Origin of the sequence: Marseilla massiliensis, assembly GCF_016899855.1 — a bacterium.
GTDB lineage: Bacteria > Bacteroidota > Bacteroidia > Bacteroidales > Bacteroidaceae > Prevotella.
Genome location: NZ_JACJJG010000005.1, coordinates 70,194 through 85,896, shown reverse-complemented (window position 1 = coordinate 85,896; position 15,703 = coordinate 70,194). Strand labels below are relative to the sequence as shown.

Annotated in this window: 15 protein-coding genes; 7 read left to right on the top strand and 8 right to left on the bottom strand. The window is 50.0% G+C overall.

What is annotated here, in order from left to right; translation table 11 throughout:
- The 5 genes from H6A34_RS02460 to H6A34_RS02440 form a co-directional block, all read right to left on the bottom strand.
- Nucleotides 1–855: DUF3089 domain-containing protein (locus H6A34_RS02460; RefSeq protein WP_338088582.1), on the bottom strand; the 855-nt coding region annotated here is incomplete at its 3' end.
- Between the two features lie 194 nt (nt 856–1,049).
- Nucleotides 1,050–2,774: an acyl-CoA dehydrogenase family protein gene (locus tag H6A34_RS02455; protein WP_205103256.1), complete on the bottom strand. Its 1,725-nt coding sequence runs from the start codon at nt 2,772–2,774 to the stop codon at nt 1,050–1,052.
- Nucleotides 2,775–2,952: 178 nt separating this feature from the next.
- Complete coding sequence (locus tag H6A34_RS02450) at nt 2,953–3,975, bottom strand: electron transfer flavoprotein subunit alpha/FixB family protein (RefSeq protein WP_205103254.1); 1,023 nt, start codon at nt 3,973–3,975, stop codon at nt 2,953–2,955.
- Between the two features lie 150 nt (nt 3,976–4,125).
- A complete protein-coding gene (locus H6A34_RS02445; RefSeq protein ID WP_021948267.1) occupies nt 4,126–4,995 on the bottom strand; it encodes an electron transfer flavoprotein subunit beta/FixA family protein in 870 nt (289 codons plus the stop codon).
- 222 nt (nt 4,996–5,217) lie between these two features.
- Nucleotides 5,218–5,652 (bottom strand): META domain-containing protein, encoded by a 435-nt coding sequence (locus tag H6A34_RS02440; RefSeq protein WP_205103252.1) that lies wholly within the window; start codon nt 5,650–5,652, stop codon nt 5,218–5,220.
- A gap of 931 nt (nt 5,653–6,583) precedes the next feature.
- Here H6A34_RS02440 and H6A34_RS15375 point away from each other — a divergent pair.
- The 7 genes from H6A34_RS15375 to H6A34_RS02410 all read left to right on the top strand — a co-directional run bounded on the left by H6A34_RS15375 (nt 6,584) and on the right by H6A34_RS02410 (nt 13,652).
- The gene (locus tag H6A34_RS15375) at nt 6,584–6,736 is read left to right on the top strand and encodes a DUF6722 family protein (RefSeq protein ID WP_338088581.1); all 153 of its coding nucleotides are present in this window, start codon (nt 6,584–6,586) and stop codon (nt 6,734–6,736) included.
- Between the two features lie 148 nt (nt 6,737–6,884).
- Nucleotides 6,885–8,819: a DNA primase gene (dnaG, locus tag H6A34_RS02435; protein ID WP_205103250.1), complete on the top strand. Its 1,935-nt coding sequence runs from the start codon at nt 6,885–6,887 to the stop codon at nt 8,817–8,819.
- Between the two features lie 151 nt (nt 8,820–8,970).
- Entirely contained in the window at nt 8,971–10,395 is a 1,425-nt protein-coding gene (gene cls / locus H6A34_RS02430; protein WP_205103248.1) for a cardiolipin synthase, read from the top strand.
- A gap of 312 nt (nt 10,396–10,707) precedes the next feature.
- The gene (locus tag H6A34_RS02425) at nt 10,708–11,124 is read left to right on the top strand and encodes an EamA family transporter (RefSeq protein ID WP_205103246.1); all 417 of its coding nucleotides are present in this window, start codon (nt 10,708–10,710) and stop codon (nt 11,122–11,124) included.
- Between the two features lie 30 nt (nt 11,125–11,154).
- Nucleotides 11,155–11,832, top strand: coding sequence for a response regulator transcription factor (locus H6A34_RS02420; RefSeq protein ID WP_021948276.1), 678 nt, complete (start codon nt 11,155–11,157; stop codon nt 11,830–11,832).
- Nucleotides 11,833–11,850: 18 nt separating this feature from the next.
- Nucleotides 11,851–12,918, top strand: coding sequence for an ATP-binding protein (locus H6A34_RS02415; protein WP_205103244.1), 1,068 nt, complete (start codon nt 11,851–11,853; stop codon nt 12,916–12,918).
- Nucleotides 12,919–12,992: 74 nt separating this feature from the next.
- Nucleotides 12,993–13,652 (top strand): phosphatase PAP2 family protein, encoded by a 660-nt coding sequence (locus H6A34_RS02410; protein ID WP_205103243.1) that lies wholly within the window; start codon nt 12,993–12,995, stop codon nt 13,650–13,652.
- A 51-nt stretch (nt 13,653–13,703) separates the two neighbouring features.
- On the opposite strand, the gene H6A34_RS02405 is transcribed toward H6A34_RS02410, so the two are convergent.
- The 3 genes from H6A34_RS02405 to H6A34_RS02395 form a co-directional block, all read right to left on the bottom strand.
- The gene (locus H6A34_RS02405) at nt 13,704–14,252 is read right to left on the bottom strand and encodes an RsmD family RNA methyltransferase (RefSeq protein WP_205103242.1); all 549 of its coding nucleotides are present in this window, start codon (nt 14,250–14,252) and stop codon (nt 13,704–13,706) included.
- A gap of 13 nt (nt 14,253–14,265) precedes the next feature.
- Nucleotides 14,266–15,084, bottom strand: a complete 819-nt coding sequence (locus tag H6A34_RS02400) for a DUF3822 family protein (RefSeq protein ID WP_205103241.1) — start codon at nt 15,082–15,084, stop codon at nt 14,266–14,268.
- A 64-nt stretch (nt 15,085–15,148) separates the two neighbouring features.
- Complete coding sequence (locus tag H6A34_RS02395) at nt 15,149–15,631, bottom strand: hypothetical protein (RefSeq protein ID WP_205103240.1); 483 nt, start codon at nt 15,629–15,631, stop codon at nt 15,149–15,151.
- Nucleotides 15,632–15,703 lie beyond the last annotated feature (72 nt).

Sequence of the window (15,703 nt, the reverse complement as noted above, 5' to 3'; positions counted from 1 at the left end):
CAGGAAGCCAAGTATCGGTTGGTATTCCGCCCCGCTGTAACCAGTCACTACAAGAACATTATGTTCCGGCGACACAGCTACTGTTATGGTATCGGCCAGAGTTGCGGGGGTATCGTCCGTGCGCCAGTTGACGGGATTAATACACATCACGCACGGCTCGCTAATCACCGGCTTGATATAACGCACGTCGGCAACGGAGTTGTAACAGATGGTTACGCCTGTGTCGTCGGCACGTTTGGCGGCGCGTATGTTCTTCGTAGCCGAAGTATCGTCAGGCGTCACCTTATAGCCGAGTACGTAGGCCGCGACAAGATGTTCGGCAACATCATCCGGAAGTTCCTTGAGGAGCTCCACTACAGCCTTTCCGCCCTGGCTGAAACCGGCGAGAACCAACGGGCGGGAAGGGTCGCGCCGACTGAGGAAAGCGCTGAAGGCGGCACGCACGTCTGCCATGGCTATCCTGAAACGGTTGCTTATGGTGTCTTCGTTGAGTGCCGCCCACGATTCTATGGATATATGCCGGTAGTACGGCGAATAGAAATTATTGTCCACGCCCATGTATCCTGCTATGCGGCTTATCTCCTTGTCCATGTCGGCGCGGCGCTCAGCATTGTGAACGTCGGCATAATGGCAGATTCGTCCGTCAGCCGTTGTCCAGTCGGTAGTCCATGTAGAGACGATGTAGAACACGTCGGCACCGCTTCCACTCTTGTCGTTTTCCTGCGTAAACCACATCGTAGGGTCACTGTAGTCGGGCGCTTCCGGAATGTATTGCGCCACGGCAATACCCTTTGTATCGTCGTCACATGAAGCGAACAGAACGGCCGACTGCATTGCAGAAAGGAACAAAGCCACGGCACAAAGAATAAATCTCGGCCGACAGAAAAGGTGCCGGCGTTTGGGAGTTTTTTCCATTTTATGAATTACACGATTATGCCCGGAAAATTAAAATACTTATAAACATAATACAAACAGACAGCCGTCAAAGCATGGCGGAAAAGTAATTACGCCATACCTGACGGCTGACAGCTTTATATTAAACGCCTAACTTATTCGGCTGCGGCCTCTGCCGCGCGGAAGTTTACAAGGTCTTCGGCGATGAAGCTCTTGACGTATGTGTAGTGTCCTACCACCTCTTCCTCAGCCATGCGCACATACACGTTGGAGCTCTTTGTAAATAGTTCAGGCGCACGTGTGGCGTCGTCGAGTATGAGCAACGACATCATGATGTCTCCGGTCATGTCGTACAGGCGGCGTGCAAGGAAGTCGTGAGCCTCTTGGTTGCCCAGTTCCTTGGCATAGTTTACGGCCTGCTCGTACAGTTCGGTCATCTTCCTGACGCGCTCCTGCAACGGCTTCAGCTCCTCTGCAACCTCGCCCTCGAGCATTTCCTTTATTATTCCAAGGTACGTTCCATTGGTGATGTAACGTATTGCGGCAACCACCTGAAGCTGCGTCGTTCCCTCATAGATTGAGAAGATACGGGCGTCGCGGTACAGACGCTGGCTCTTGTATTCCATGATGAAGCCCGAACCGCCATGTACCTGGATGGCGTCGTAAGCGTTCTGGTTGACGTATTCAGAGTTCATACCCTTTGCCAGGGGAGTGAAAGCGTCGGCAAGTTTGGTGTATTTCTTCAGTTCCTGCCTCTCCTCAGGCGTCAGTTTGCGCTCACGTGAGATGTCCTCCAAGGTCTTGTAGATGTCGACATAACGTGCCGTCATGTACAGAATGCTGCGTCCTGCGTCAAGTTTCGCCTTCATGCGGGCAAGCATGTCATACACTGCGGGGAAGTTGATGATGGCCTTGTCGAACTGCTTACGTTCCTTTGCGTATGCCAACGCCTCGTTATACGCAGCCTGGCTTACGCCCACGCTCTGTGCTGCTATACCCAGACGGGCGCCGTTCATCAATGCCATTACGTACTTAATAAGTCCCAATCGGGTGCTTCCGCACAGCTCGGCCTTGGCATTCTTGAACACAAGTTCGCACGTCGGCGAGCCGTGAATACCCAACTTGTTCTCTATGTGGCGCACGGTTACACCGCCGTTTCTCTTGTCATAAATGAACATCGACAGTCCGCGGCCGTCATGCGTGCCGGCCTCGCTACGTGCAAGAACGAGGTGTATGTCAGAATCTCCGTTAGTAATGAAACGCTTTACGCCGTTAAGCAACCAGCAACCCTGCTCCTCGCTGTATGTAGCTTTAAGCATAACGCGCTGCAAGTCAGAACCCGCGTCAGGCTCGGTGAGGTCCATACTCATCGTCTCTCCTGCGCAAACACGAGGTATGTACTTCTGTCTCTGCTCCTCGTTACCGAACTCATAGAGTGTCTCTATACAGTCCTGAAGGCTCCAGATGTTCTGGAATCCCGCGTCAGCGGCAGCAACAATCTCCGACGCCATTGAATAAGGAGTGACAGGCATGTTCAGTCCGCCGTAACGACGGGGCATTGACACGCCCCAGAGTCCTGCCTTACGGGTAGCGTCAAGGTTCTCGTAAGTCTTCGATGCGTAGTGCATGCGACCGTCAACGAGGTGTGGTCCCTCAAGGTCTACATCCTCACTGTTAGGCTCAAGAACATTGGCAGCGATGTCGCCGGTGATTTCCAACATTCTCTTATAGTTCTCGATAGCGTCCTGATAGTCAACAGGCGCGTCTGCGTATTCATCCTTGTCAGCGAAATTGCGCTCCTTCAGCTCGACAATCCGCTTCATAAGCGGGTGGTTGAGGTGGAACTCAAACTCGGGATGGTCTGTATAATAGTTTGCCATTGTTTTTTCTTTTTATATGGAGTTATCGGGAGTTAACGGAAGGTTGGATAATAAATATGTGTAGAAACGCTTGAGATTGATGGTACATAGAACGTGAAGAAAATCGGAATACACATTCTTTTTCCATTCACCTTACTCCTTTACCACTTCTCTCCTTACTCCTTTTACTCCTAATTAGTTATTTACTGTTCTGCTTGTAATACTTGATGAGCTTAGGAACGACATCCTCCACGGTGCCAACAATTACGTAGTCAGCTATCTGGTTGATAGGAGCGTCGGGGTCGCTGTTGATCGATATGATAATGCCTGAATCCTGCATACCGGCTATGTGCTGGATTTGGCCGGATATACCGCAGGCGATATAGACTTTCGGATGTACCGTTACGCCGGTCTGTCCGATTTGCCTGTCATGGTCAACGAAGCCTGCATCCACAGCGGCACGGCTCGCTCCGACCTCTCCGTGCAGTTCTTTCGCGAGCTGGAAGAGCTGGTCAAAGCCCTCTTTACTGCCAACTCCGTAACCTCCGGCTACTACTATCGGCGCACCTTTGAGGTTATGCTTGGCAGCCTCGACGTGGCGGTCGATAACCTTTACGATGAAGTCTGCCGGGTCGGTATACCTGCTTGCGTCAGGGTAAACAACCTCGTTCTTAGCCTCACCGTCATACAAAGCCTTCTGCATAACGCCGCTGCGGACGGTTGCCATCTGGGGTCTGTGGTCTGGGTTGACGATTGTTGCCACGATGTTACCACCAAAAGCGGGACGTATCTGGTAAAGAAGGTTGTCGTAATGCTTGCCTGCCTTCTTGTCGTCATAGTCTCCGATTTCAAGCTGAGTGCAGTCTGCGGTAAGTCCGCTGGTGAGCGACGACGAAACGCGCGGGCCCAAATCGCGGCCTATTACGGTAGCACCCATAAGGCAAATCTGCGGCTTTTCCTCCTTGAAGAGGTTTACCAGGATTGACGTATGGGGTGCAGACGTGTACGGGAACAGTCCTTCGGCATCAAAAACGAACAGTTTATCGACGCCATAAGGCAGTATCTGGCTTTCCACTTTGCCCTTAATGCCGGTGCCGGCAACCACGGCGTGCAACTCAACTCCAAGCTGGTTGGCGAGCTTGCGGCCCTTGGTAAGCAATTCTTGAGACACTTCCGCTACGGTAGTGCCTTCTATTTCGCAATAAACAAAAACGTTATTCATTGTTTTATTTTTTAGGAGTTAAGGAGTAATGAAGTTAAGGAGTTAAGACAATAGTCTTGTTGTTGTAAAGCTATACAAACGCGGCATGGCATTTGTCTTAACTCCTTAACTTCATTACTCCTTAACTCCATAATTGTCTATAAATAGGAATCATCCAATTATCTTCTCCTCGAGCAGTTCCTTTATCATGCCTTCGATGTCGGCGTCGCTGCCCGTTAGTGTTTTACTCTCTTTTGCCTGGAACACTATGTTCTTGACGGTCTTCACCTTGGTGGGTGAACCTGCGAGGCCGCACTGCTGCGGATCGCCGTCGATGTCGGCCACGGCCCACTGGTTGAGCGTAAGGTACGGACGTGTCTCGTACAGGTCGGCGTAAGGCATGTCGGCCGTACGCTCGAGTGGTACGGTAGCGTGCTTGTACTTCATCACCAGCTTGGCGTTGCACGGGCGGCACGGAGCTGCGCTGCCGTTTACGGTTATCACGATAGGCATGGGAGCCTCAACGGTCTCCACTCCACCGTCGATATGGCGGCGTATGGTCAGCTTGCCGTCCTCGCATTTGAGTATTTCCTCGGCGTATGTCACCTGCGAGAGGCCGAGCTTCTGTGCTACCTGCGGACCTACCTGTGCCGTATCGCCGTCGATAGCCTGGCGTCCTCCGATGATGACGTCGGCCCCACCGATGTATTTAATGGCGGTGGCAAGCGCGTAGGAAGTGGCGAGAGTGTCGGCTCCGGCAAAGAGGCGGTCGGTCAACAGCCATCCGGTATCAGCTCCGCGGTAAAGTCCCTGGCGGATGATTTCTGCCGCGCGCGGAGGGCCCATGGTAAGAACGCCCACGGTAGAGCCCGGATTCTGCTCTTTCAGGCGCAGTGCCTGTTCGAGCGCGTTAAGGTCTTCAGGATTGAAGATTGCGGGCAGCGCGGCGCGGTTGACCGTTCCTTCGGCGGTCATGGCGTCCTTACCCACATTCCTCGTGTCGGGTACTTGTTTTGCAAGTACGATGATTTTTAATTTCATAGTTATATATTATAATGTAAAGTTCATGAATGCAAAAATACACTTTTTTTACTTTTTGGCAAAGGAAAAAGAGTAAAAAGGTCTTTTTCATGAGAAGTTAAGGAGTAAGGGAGTAAAGGAGTTAAGACTAATGCCATTACTTCCATACGGCAAAAATGAATTAAGGAGCAAAGGTATTGTCTTAACTTCTTTACTCCCTTACTCCTTAACTCCTTGATAAATTTACTTCTTCTCCATCTTCATGAGCGTCTTGCCGTCATCGGCCTTGAACACGAGTTTGCCGCCTTTCTGCAGCTCGAACGACTTTGTCTTGCCTAAGGCTTGAAGCACCTTGCCCTCAGTCTCCATAGCGGGACACATCATCTGCGTGGTGCCAGTATTGCCGAAAGATATCGTGCCGTTCTTGACGTCTGCCTCGAATCCGCCTATCAGGTTATTACAGCTTGCGTTGCCGTACAGGCGCATTTCCTTTGCGTTAAGTCCGATGAAGGCTTCCTTCTCGCCAGGCAGTGGCTTGACTCCCTGGCCATCGACTTCTGTTATCTTCCATTCTCCGTTAAGTGCGTCGATTGACGTTACCGCAACACGCGATGTTCCGCACGATGTCAGGCCGGCTAACATGCCTGCCATGCACAACGAAATGAATAATTTTCTCATGACTTTTCTCCTTTTTTATTTCTGTTATTTATACATTTTGGCGGCGCCAAGGCACCGCATGTAACCTAAACGGGTGCAAATGTACAGAAAAAGAGCGGAGAAATTAAGAATTAAGAGTCGGAAAATTAAGAATTAAGAGTTAAGAATTAAGAAAATATGCCATGTTGCTTATTTGACAAGGCATTTTTTCTTAATTCTTAACTCTTAATTCTTAATTCACGAAGTGCGTTTTCTTAATTCTTAACTCTTAATTCTTAATTTTCTTGTTTATGCTTACACATTGATTTCCGTTGACGCTTTTATTTCGCGTTATTCAGAAAAATAAATCCTATGCAGGCAAATATCGCAGTTTTCGGTGTGCAGAAATAACACATTGCATATCAACCGATTAACATCAAGACACGGCTGATTGTGCAACTATTGACGGCCATGAAGAATGCAAAAGGCCGTCTTTCGGCATGCAAAAGACGGCCTTTAACATTCCTTTCGACGGCATATGGCAACATGAAAAACTGCCTTTTACACAGCGAACAACCGCCACACGGCATTCAAAAGCACGCCATTCGCCCACAAATCAACGTCTTCCCATCATGAAAAACATGACCCAACGCCGCCTTAAAAGGCTATTTCACGGATTACGGACGACATTTTCCGACTGACGTTTTGCTATGAGTTGCATCATTTTACATTTCATACTGAACAGATAAACTTTTTCTTACAATAACAAAAACATGTATAGCTTAATGAAAAATGTACTGCTTCTGTTCAAAAAAATAAGAACAAAAACATTGTATCCTTTTGCTTTTCTCGCTATTAATACTTATCTTTGCAGTAAAAGGAGTAAAGCCTATTATATCTATACCTGGCTTACTATAAACTAAAACAATATACTACATGTGGAAAGAAAAGCTTGGTAATTTATCTTATAGATGTGTCCAAATACTTTCTGACGGGTGTTTTTGTTGCCTCATTAATAAAGGATTTGGAAGATGTGCGTTGGCTGATATATGTTCTTAGCGGCACAATAGCAGCTTTATTACTAATATCAGGTTTAATCTTAGTTAATCAAAAAGAAAAGAAATGACAGGAACACTGATTATTTTAGGCATGGTCGGGATACCGTGTATCATCTTCTTGCTGTATTGCCTTACCCCGAGCGGCAAGCGCTGGCTGCGCAAGAACAACATGATTTGACGCCGTGGCGGCACAGACTGACGGTATGACATAATACGATGATTGACAAAGCGACGATAGACAGGATTATGGACGCGGCGAACATAGTTGACGTCGTGTCTGAGTTTGTCACCCTGCGCAAGGCCGGGGTGAACTATAAGGGCTTGTGCCCGTTCCACAACGAGAAGACTCCCTCGTTCGTCGTGTCGCCGTCGAAAGGCTACTGCCACTGCTTCTCCTGCGGCAAGGGAGGCAACGTGGTAGGCTTCATCATGGAGCACGAGCAGATGACCTATCCCGAAGCCCTGCGCTGGCTGGCCAAGAAATACAACATCGAGATACACGAACGTGAGCTGACCGACGATGAACGACGCGAGGAGAACGAGCGCGAGAGCCTGTTCATCATCAACGAATGGGCCCTGCATTACTTTCAGGACAACCTGCTAAACACGGAGAAAGGACAGGCCATAGGCATGCAGTACTTCCGCTCACGAGGCTTCCGCGACGACACGATAAACCGCTTCCAGCTCGGCTACGCCATGCCGGAGCGCGACGCACTGGCACGCACGGCGCTGGCCAAGGGCTTCAAGGAGCAGTACCTCATCGACACGGGACTGTGCTACCGCAAGGAGGACGGCACCCTACAAGACCGCTACCACGGCCGGGTGATATTCCCGGTGCACACCGTAACGGGGCGTGTGGTTGCCTTCGGAGGGCGCATTCTCGAGAACAACAAGAAGCTGGCGAAGTACGTCAACTCGCCAGAGTCGCTCATTTACCACAAGAGCAACGAGCTGTACGGCATATACCAGGCCAAGCATGCCATAACGAAAAACGACCGCTGCTACCTTGTCGAAGGGTATATCGACGTCACGTCAATGCACCAGAGCGGCGTTGAGAACGTCGTGGCATCATCAGGAACGTCGCTTACCACGGGGCAGATACGCCTCATCCACCGCTTCACAAGCAACATAACGGTGCTTTATGACGGCGACGCCGCGGGCATACACGCCTCAATCAGGGGTATCGACATGCTGCTGGCCGAAGGCATGAACGTGAAGGTGCTGCTGCTGCCCGACGGCGACGACCCCGACAGTTTCGCGCGGAAACACACGGCACAGGAATTCCGCGACTACATCGAAAGCCACCAGACCGACTTCATCGAGTTCAAGACCAACCTGCTGCTGCGCGGCGTCACCGACCCCATTAAGCGCTCCGAGGCTATCAGCAGCATAGTAAAGAGCGTGTCGGTAATACAAGACCAGATCACGCGCGCTACCTATATAACCGAATGCGCGCACCGCCTCGGCATGAACGAGGCCACGCTAATCAACACAGCCAACAAGTTCATACGTGGCGAAATAGAGGAAAAGCAGAAGGAACAACGGCGCGAAGAGGCCAAGGCAGACACCCCGGTGAAGCCCCTGCAGCCGCTTATGCCGGTAAGCCAGGCGCCGTCCGTGGAGTTCATGCTCATGCAACTGGTGGTACGCCACGGCGAAGAGATACTGTACAAGGACGTCGAGACGGACGACGGAGGCAAGATAGACCTTAGCGTGTCGCAATATATCAGCTATGACCTCGGCGCCGACAACCTCAGATTTAAGAACGACCTGTACAACCGTATGCTTGCCGAGGCCGTCGAGCACAACAACGACGAGGGCTTCAAGGCTGAGACATACTTCACCCACCACCCGGACATTGACATAAGCCGGACGGCCACCAACATGGTGATTGACCACTTCCAACTGAGCAAGAGCCTGCAGGTGAAGCACGACGAGGACACCCTGCGCAACCAGGTTGAGCACCTGATACTCGACTTCCGCATGGATTACGTCGAGCAACACCTGAAGGACCTGAAGCGCGAAATCAGTCTCTCAATCAACGACACGGAAAAAATGATGAGGCTTATGGCCGAATACAAGGACATGCAAGTTATCCGCAACGAAATAGCCAAGGAGCTGGGCAGCGACATAATAATTCATAATTCTTAATTCATAATTCATAATTGGGCTGCATGATAACGGGTAATGAACCATACAACAAGAATCTACACCCTGCCCAATTATGAATTATGAATTAAGAATCATGAATTAACACCCTGCCCAATTATGAATTATGAATCGTGAATTATGAATTAGAAAGATGGTTTACTTTCATTGGTTGATATTCATTGTGTACGTATGCGTGGTGCTCGGAACCATGCTTACGGTGCTGATGGACAACCGCCAGCCGGCCAAGACGATGGCATGGGTGATGGTGCTCATCTTCATTCCCGTGATAGGTATCGTGCTTTACTTCTTCTTCGGGCAGAACACGCGCAAGGAGAAGTTCATCAGCCGGCAGAGCATGGACCAGCTAACGAAACGCTCCATGCTCGAATTCGCCGAGCAGCAGAACCTTGTGCTGCCCGAGGAACACAGCGTATTAATAAACCTGTTCAAGACACAAAACTGGGCATTGCCGTTCAAGAACAACACGACCGACATCCTTACTGACGGTACGGACTTTTTCATTTCGCTACTGCGCGACATCGGGCAAGCCACCCACCACATTCATCTGGAGACGTACATAATATGCGACGACCCCCTTGGCCACCTCTTGGCCGACGCGCTCGCGGACAAGGCAAGGCAAGGAGTGGAGGTCCGCTTTATATACGACGACGTGGGGTGCTGGAATGTTCCCAACTCTTTCTTCGAGCAGATGCGCAACGCCGGAATTGACGTACACGCCTTCATGCCCGTAAAATTCCCTGCGTTTACAAGCAAGGTGAACTACCGCAACCACCGCAAGCTGTGCGTAATAGACGGCAAGATAGGATATATCGGCGGCATGAACGTTGCAATGCGCTACGTGAAAGGCAGCAACGGGCGCGCATGGAGGGACACGCACATGCGCATTCGCGGTGGCGCCGTGTACGGCATTCAGCGCGCTTTTCTTGTCGACTGGTTTTTTGTTGACCGCACACTCGTTACCAACAGGTGTTACTACCCCATGCTTGACGGCAGCATAAACAACGACTGCATAATGCAGGTCGTAACGAGCAGCCCCATCAGTCCATGGCCGGAGATGATGCAGGGATACGTACGGATACTGCTCGAAGCGAAAAGATACGTCTACATGGAGACTCCATACTTCCTCCCGACGGAGCCGGTAATGTTTGCCATGCGTACCGCGGCGCTGGCAGGAGTGGACGTCAGGCTGATGGTTCCGCTGCATTCCGACGCCAAGTTCGTAGAATGGGCCAGCCGCCCGTACATCCAGGAAGCGGCCGACTCGGGCGTTAAGGTGTATCTGTATAAAGCCGGATTCAACCACTCAAAGCTGCTCGTGAGCGACGACTCGCTGTCAACATGCGGCTCAACGAACATCGACTTCCGCAGCTTCGAGAATAATTTTGAGAGCAACGTGTTCATATATGACAGCGGCATGGCGCAACGTATCAAGGCAGTATTCATCGGCGACATGAAGAATTGCGTGATGTACGGTGACTACATGCGTACCCGCCGCCTGTCGTTCACGCACCGTCTGTGGGAGTCGTTCGTGAGATTGTTCTCCCCATTGATGTAGTTTGGCGCCCACATTGCAGACCGCAGTATTTACGGATATAAACAACGCGTTTCCAAAAGGCCGTCTCTTATGTTGCAAAAGACGGCCTTTTATCGTCTAAAAGGTGGCCTTTGGACTTGCGAAAGGCCACCTTTTGGAAATACGCTTTCCGCAGGCGCCACAACAACCGGTTAACAGCGCCTGTCAGGGTAGTAGTGAACAGCAGTCCCATTTATTTCCGCCATCTTCAAATTTTCTTCAAAATTTTACGTTATCTTTGCGTATAAAATCCTTACAGCAGTAAGGTCATATTACTTAAAACAGGATAAATCCATGTGGAAATACTATGCTTTGCTCTCGGCATTCTTCGCCGCGCTGACGGCAATCTTCGCCAAGATTGGCGTAAAAGACATCAACTCTGACCTGGCTACGGCAATACGCACATCGGTCATACTGCTCATTACGTGGGGCATTGTCATAGCAGGCAGCCACCTGGCTGAGGTAAGAAGCATACCGCGCCACGCATGGTTGTTCCTCATCCTGTCAGGAGCGGCTACAGGCCTGTCCTGGTTGTTTTACTTCAAGGCGTTGCAGTCAGGCGATGCATCACGCGTTGCGCCGATAGACAAGCTGAGCGTTCCCATAACGATATGCCTCGCATTCCTGTTCCTGAAAGAGCCTGTCAGCCCGAAAGTAATTGTCGGAGCATTGCTGATAACGGCCGGAAGCATTGTGATGTTGTCAAAATAAACAATAATAAGTATAAGGAGACAGCAGAACATGAAAATCCTGATTGTTGAAGACGAACGAAACTTGTCAGACAGCATCGTAACGTATTTGGGCACAGAAAAATACCTTTGCGAGCAGGCGTTCACGTACGCGGACGCAAGGATGAAAATAAACGTCTACGAATATGACTGCATATTGCTCGACCTCATGCTGCCGGGCGGCAACGGGCTAAGCCTTTTACGTGATATAAGGAAAAGGAGAAACCCTGTAGGAATTATCATAATTTCCGCTAAAGACTCACTCGACGACAAGGTGAAAGGCCTTGAGATAGGCGCCGACGACTATCTGTCAAAGCCATTCCACCTGGCTGAACTCAGCATGCGCATTTATGCTGTGATACGCCGCAAGAAGTTCTATGCCAACAACATTATCGAAAGCAACGGCATAACCATTGACCTTCTGGAGAAATCAGTGGCAATAGGCAACGTTGCGGTAACGCTGACAAAATCGGAATACGAGCTGTTGCTGTTTTTCATAAGCAACAAAGAAAGAGTCATATCGAAAAGTGCCATGGCTGAACATCTCAGCGGAGAGATGGCCGACATGCTTGACAATTACGACTTTGTGTACACACATATCAAGAACTTGAAAGCCAAACTGACCGCCGCAGGCTGCAATGACTGCATAAGGAATGTTTATGGCATGGGGTATAAATGGATTGAACACTGACCGACAAACCAACAAATTATGGGAAAACACAGAATCGGACTGCTGAGAAACACGCTGACATGGTTCGTGATATGCATGATTGCGCTCATGCTGCTTGCCACTCCGCTGTTCTATTGGCTGACCAAAAGCTTTTACGCTGAAGACTTGATTGACCTGATTGAGGCAGTACAAAGAGGACAGTCGATACCCAGACTCGACCTTGAGGAGGACATAATACAGGGAGTGATGATACAGTTCGGTATTATCACGGTCGTATCCGGCATTGCCGTAGTACTAACGATAAGCCTTATATCAAAACGCATCTGGCGCCCGTTCTACAACACCCTTGAAGCCGTGGAGAGCTTCAGGCTGGAAAGCGGCGTGCTGCCATCATTACAGGAAAGCCGGATAAAAGAGTTCTCCGACTTGAACACAGCCCTAAGCCACTTGATGACAGGATGCATAAAGAGCTTCCGTGTGCAAAAGGAGTTTACCGAAAACGCCTCTCACGAACTGCAAACGCCGCTGGCGGTGTTCAGAAGCAAGCTCGACATACTGTCGCAACTGCCCGAACTTACCGAACGGCAGGCCACGATAATACAGGACCTCAACCAGATTAACAACCGCATGTCGCGCCTTAACCGCAACCTTTTGCTGCTCGCCAAGATGGAGAACAGCCAGTTTGACGGTACAGGACTGGTGGATGTAGTCGACGTAGTGAAGGATATGCCTTATATTGAAAGCCTGCTGGGCGGCTTGACGCTGCATACCGACTTCAGTGTCGGCACGTTGCAGGTTAGGGCAAACCGTCCGTTGCTTGAGATTCTGTTCAGTAATCTTATCGTAAATGCCGTAAGACATAACAAGCCGCAAGGGGAAATACTCGTCAAGGTTACGCCCGAAAGCCTCATAGTAGCCAACACGTCATACGAAAAGGCACTCGACGGAAACAAGATATTCGAGCGCTTTTACCGCCCTACGCAAGACTCAAAAGGCTGCGGGCTCGGCCTGTCAATCGTAAAAGCCGTATGCAATTACCACGGCTGGAAAGCCGGATACTCATATAAAAAAGAAGGATGGCACGAATTTAAAATAACATTCATATAATCCACAACATTTCTTCAAACTCGCCCTTTATCTTTGCCTTCGTAAACACGACAAAGTATTTTCATTAGGGCATTATGTTTTGTGGATTAATCAATTATCTGGACAATCTTGACAGAATCATTACCGTAACGTTGAACTTCAACGGAGGCCATCTTGCCGACATCACAGCCGTAGGGCTCTCATCACGTTATATATGGATACCGGTCGGCATGTTGTTCATCTATAAAATCATGGCGGCTCATGGCAACAAATACAAACGGATAGCGGCAATCATATTGGGCCTTGCCGTAGTTGTAACCTTGTGCGACCAGATATCAGCGTCCGTCATGAAGCCGTTTTTCGCCCGTCTACGCCCGTCGCACGACATGCAAGTATGCGGACTTCTACATTATGTAGGCTCATACCGAGGCGGCACTTATGGCTTTGTATCAAGCCACGCGGCAAATGCGTTAGGCGCGGCAGTGTACACATTAAGGTTTGCCAAGGGCAAGCGGTACGCCATATTCGTGCTGGCTTTTGCCATCCTGGTCGGTTATTCACGCGTATACCTCGGCGTACATTACGTCGGCGACGTAGTTTGCGGCGCTTTGTTCGGCGCTTTTGTAGGATACATTATCGGCTTGATTATCTTCCGTTTCATGAAACCAAGGTTGCCATATCATTGCCATTTCGACGGGAAATGGCCGTTTATCACGCTGCGGAAAATATCGAATATCAACGTTGGCTCAATATAAACATTGTCATGAAAAGTCCTTAATCCTGCAAAAACGGACAATCGTATCCTGTCATTTTACATTATCCTCAATCCGGAACAGACTGAAGTTGACACTTCCATAAGCACGATGCTCGACGAACCCGGGCACATCCTCAAAACTGTTAGCTGCCCCATGCTCAAATACGAAAACGCCTCCCGGCTTCAGGATATTGCGCTCAAGTATCATTTCAGGCAGTTTAGGAAGCTCGGGCAAGGCATAAGGAGGGTCGGCAAAGATAAAATCGAACTGAACGTGACAGCTCCTTATAAACCTGAACACGTCACCACGCAGTGGCACGCACTTGTCCGTACCTAATTTCTTCAGACATTGTTTTATGAAGGCATGGTGGTCACGGTCGGCCTCAACGCTTATCACCGAAGCACAGCCTCGCGACAGAAGTTCAAGCGATATACTGCCAGTACCCGAGAAGAGGTCGAGAGCCGTGGCACCGTCAAAGTCGATATAGCCGTTAAGGACATTGAATATGTTTTCCTTGGCAAAGTCGGTTGTAGGCCTTGCCTTGAACGTTTTAGGTATGTCGAAATGACGACCTTTGTATATTCCGGTTATTATTCGCATTGTTGCTAAAGCCTTAATTTTTCACGAAATACGTCAGCAAGTCGTACGGAAGATTCTTAATCTCCGTTATTGGGGCACGGTTAAACTCCGCTTTAGGATTTACCACATACACGTTTTGGATGAAAGTATGCAGTTCCTGCATGAGCTCATCACGTGCCGGAAGCTCGCCCACGAGGTGCAGCTCGTCGCGCTTGTTGTCGAAAGCGAGCTGTTTCCATATATTCAGGATGAAGTAGACGGCGTCAGGCACAAGGTTGGTGTTAAAGCTGTTAGTAAACCTGAACCTGTTTTGCTGGAAGCTGAACACGTCCATCTTCTTGTCATGGAAATAAGCGTAGAGCTTCATCCTCACGCCAGTAAAGCTCCTACGGTACAAATGATTCCACACGGGAGCGCAAACATGGGTGAAGCGCACGTCGGCAAAATGGTCGTCGATGACGAGCTTCAAGTCCTTGTTGACGGAATATACGGCCACGGCATTAAGCGACGGCAACACCGTAGAGAGCACCGTCTCGCCCTCACGACCGGTTATGGCATGGCGGTAAAGCACCTCCTTCGAACCTTCATTAAACTCGTCTACCGGTATCATCAGCACCGGGGAATCAAGCAGGACCATAGCCCTCTGCCATCCGTTGCTAAGCAAGTCTATCTCCTTGAAAGCCTCGCGAAGGTTAGCCGCCATGGATATTCCGCTCCTCACGGTGTAAGGTTCGTACACAATGCTGCCGCTCCGGCTGGCATCAAGCGCCGAGAACGACAACGTCTGCCGCCCCACCCTGATGGTAAGGCGCGGTTTCTTCACTATATTCCGGTTGGTATCTTGTATGGTCATGGACTTATGGTGTTGTCTTATTTTCCTATTATAAGGCAGAGGTTACGCCAAGGCACATCAACGGTCACTCCCAGTTACCGGCGTTATCGTTGGGCGTCATCAGGTCGCCTATCTTCAGCCCGGGGTACCGTCCGTTGTTATAAGCCTCTTCGGTAAGGTTGGATATGCTGTTGCCGTCAAGGCCCTTGAGATAGTCTTCATACGTAGCGCCGCACTCCATCAGAGGCAACTGACGGCCTGATTTCGTCAGTTGGGTCGTCACCGCGATGTCGAACTTCTTGCCGTCGGCAAAGGGTATGAACTGCAACGAGTCTGCAAGGTATCCCCCTTTAACCAACGCAGCGAAATCGTCGGTATACGTACCGTTTACCTTACGGTATTTTTCCTCGGCGTATCTGATCTTCACAAGGCGCTCCTTCACAACACGCTCACGTGCTGCCATCTGTTTGTCAAAGCGCAGCGGAGCGTATATACTCAGGCCGCACACTACCGCGAGTGCCGCCGCCAATACGGCCAATATGCAACTTTTGTTTATTCTGGGGCCCATGTCGTCACTTATATTCATACCCGCTGAAGCACGTAATAGCATTTTACGGCCCGCCAAGGCATGATGTTCCGT

Bases quoted from the DNA above. Each gene is read 5' to 3' on its own strand.
- H6A34_RS02410 (WP_205103243.1), top strand. From the start codon at position 12,993: ATGTTTTGTGGATTAATCAATTATCTGGACAATCTTGACAGAATCATT.
- H6A34_RS02400 (WP_205103241.1), bottom strand. From the start codon at position 15,084: ATGACCATACAAGATACCAACCGGAATATAGTGAAGAAACCGCGCCTT.
- H6A34_RS02425 (WP_205103246.1), top strand. From the start codon at position 10,708: ATGTGGAAATACTATGCTTTGCTCTCGGCATTCTTCGCCGCGCTGACG.
- H6A34_RS02440 (WP_205103252.1), bottom strand. From the start codon at position 5,652: ATGAGAAAATTATTCATTTCGTTGTGCATGGCAGGCATGTTAGCCGGC.
- H6A34_RS02455 (WP_205103256.1), bottom strand. From the start codon at position 2,774: ATGGCAAACTATTATACAGACCATCCCGAGTTTGAGTTCCACCTCAAC.
- dnaG (WP_205103250.1), top strand. From the start codon at position 6,885: ATGATTGACAAAGCGACGATAGACAGGATTATGGACGCGGCGAACATA.
- H6A34_RS02405 (WP_205103242.1), bottom strand. From the start codon at position 14,252: ATGCGAATAATAACCGGAATATACAAAGGTCGTCATTTCGACATACCT.
- H6A34_RS02415 (WP_205103244.1), top strand. From the start codon at position 11,851: ATGGGAAAACACAGAATCGGACTGCTGAGAAACACGCTGACATGGTTC.
- cls (WP_205103248.1), top strand. From the start codon at position 8,971: ATGGTTTACTTTCATTGGTTGATATTCATTGTGTACGTATGCGTGGTG.
- H6A34_RS02395 (WP_205103240.1), bottom strand. From the start codon at position 15,631: ATGGGCCCCAGAATAAACAAAAGTTGCATATTGGCCGTATTGGCGGCG.
- H6A34_RS02445 (WP_021948267.1), bottom strand. From the start codon at position 4,995: ATGAAATTAAAAATCATCGTACTTGCAAAACAAGTACCCGACACGAGG.
- H6A34_RS02450 (WP_205103254.1), bottom strand. From the start codon at position 3,975: ATGAATAACGTTTTTGTTTATTGCGAAATAGAAGGCACTACCGTAGCG.
- H6A34_RS02420 (WP_021948276.1), top strand. From the start codon at position 11,155: ATGAAAATCCTGATTGTTGAAGACGAACGAAACTTGTCAGACAGCATC.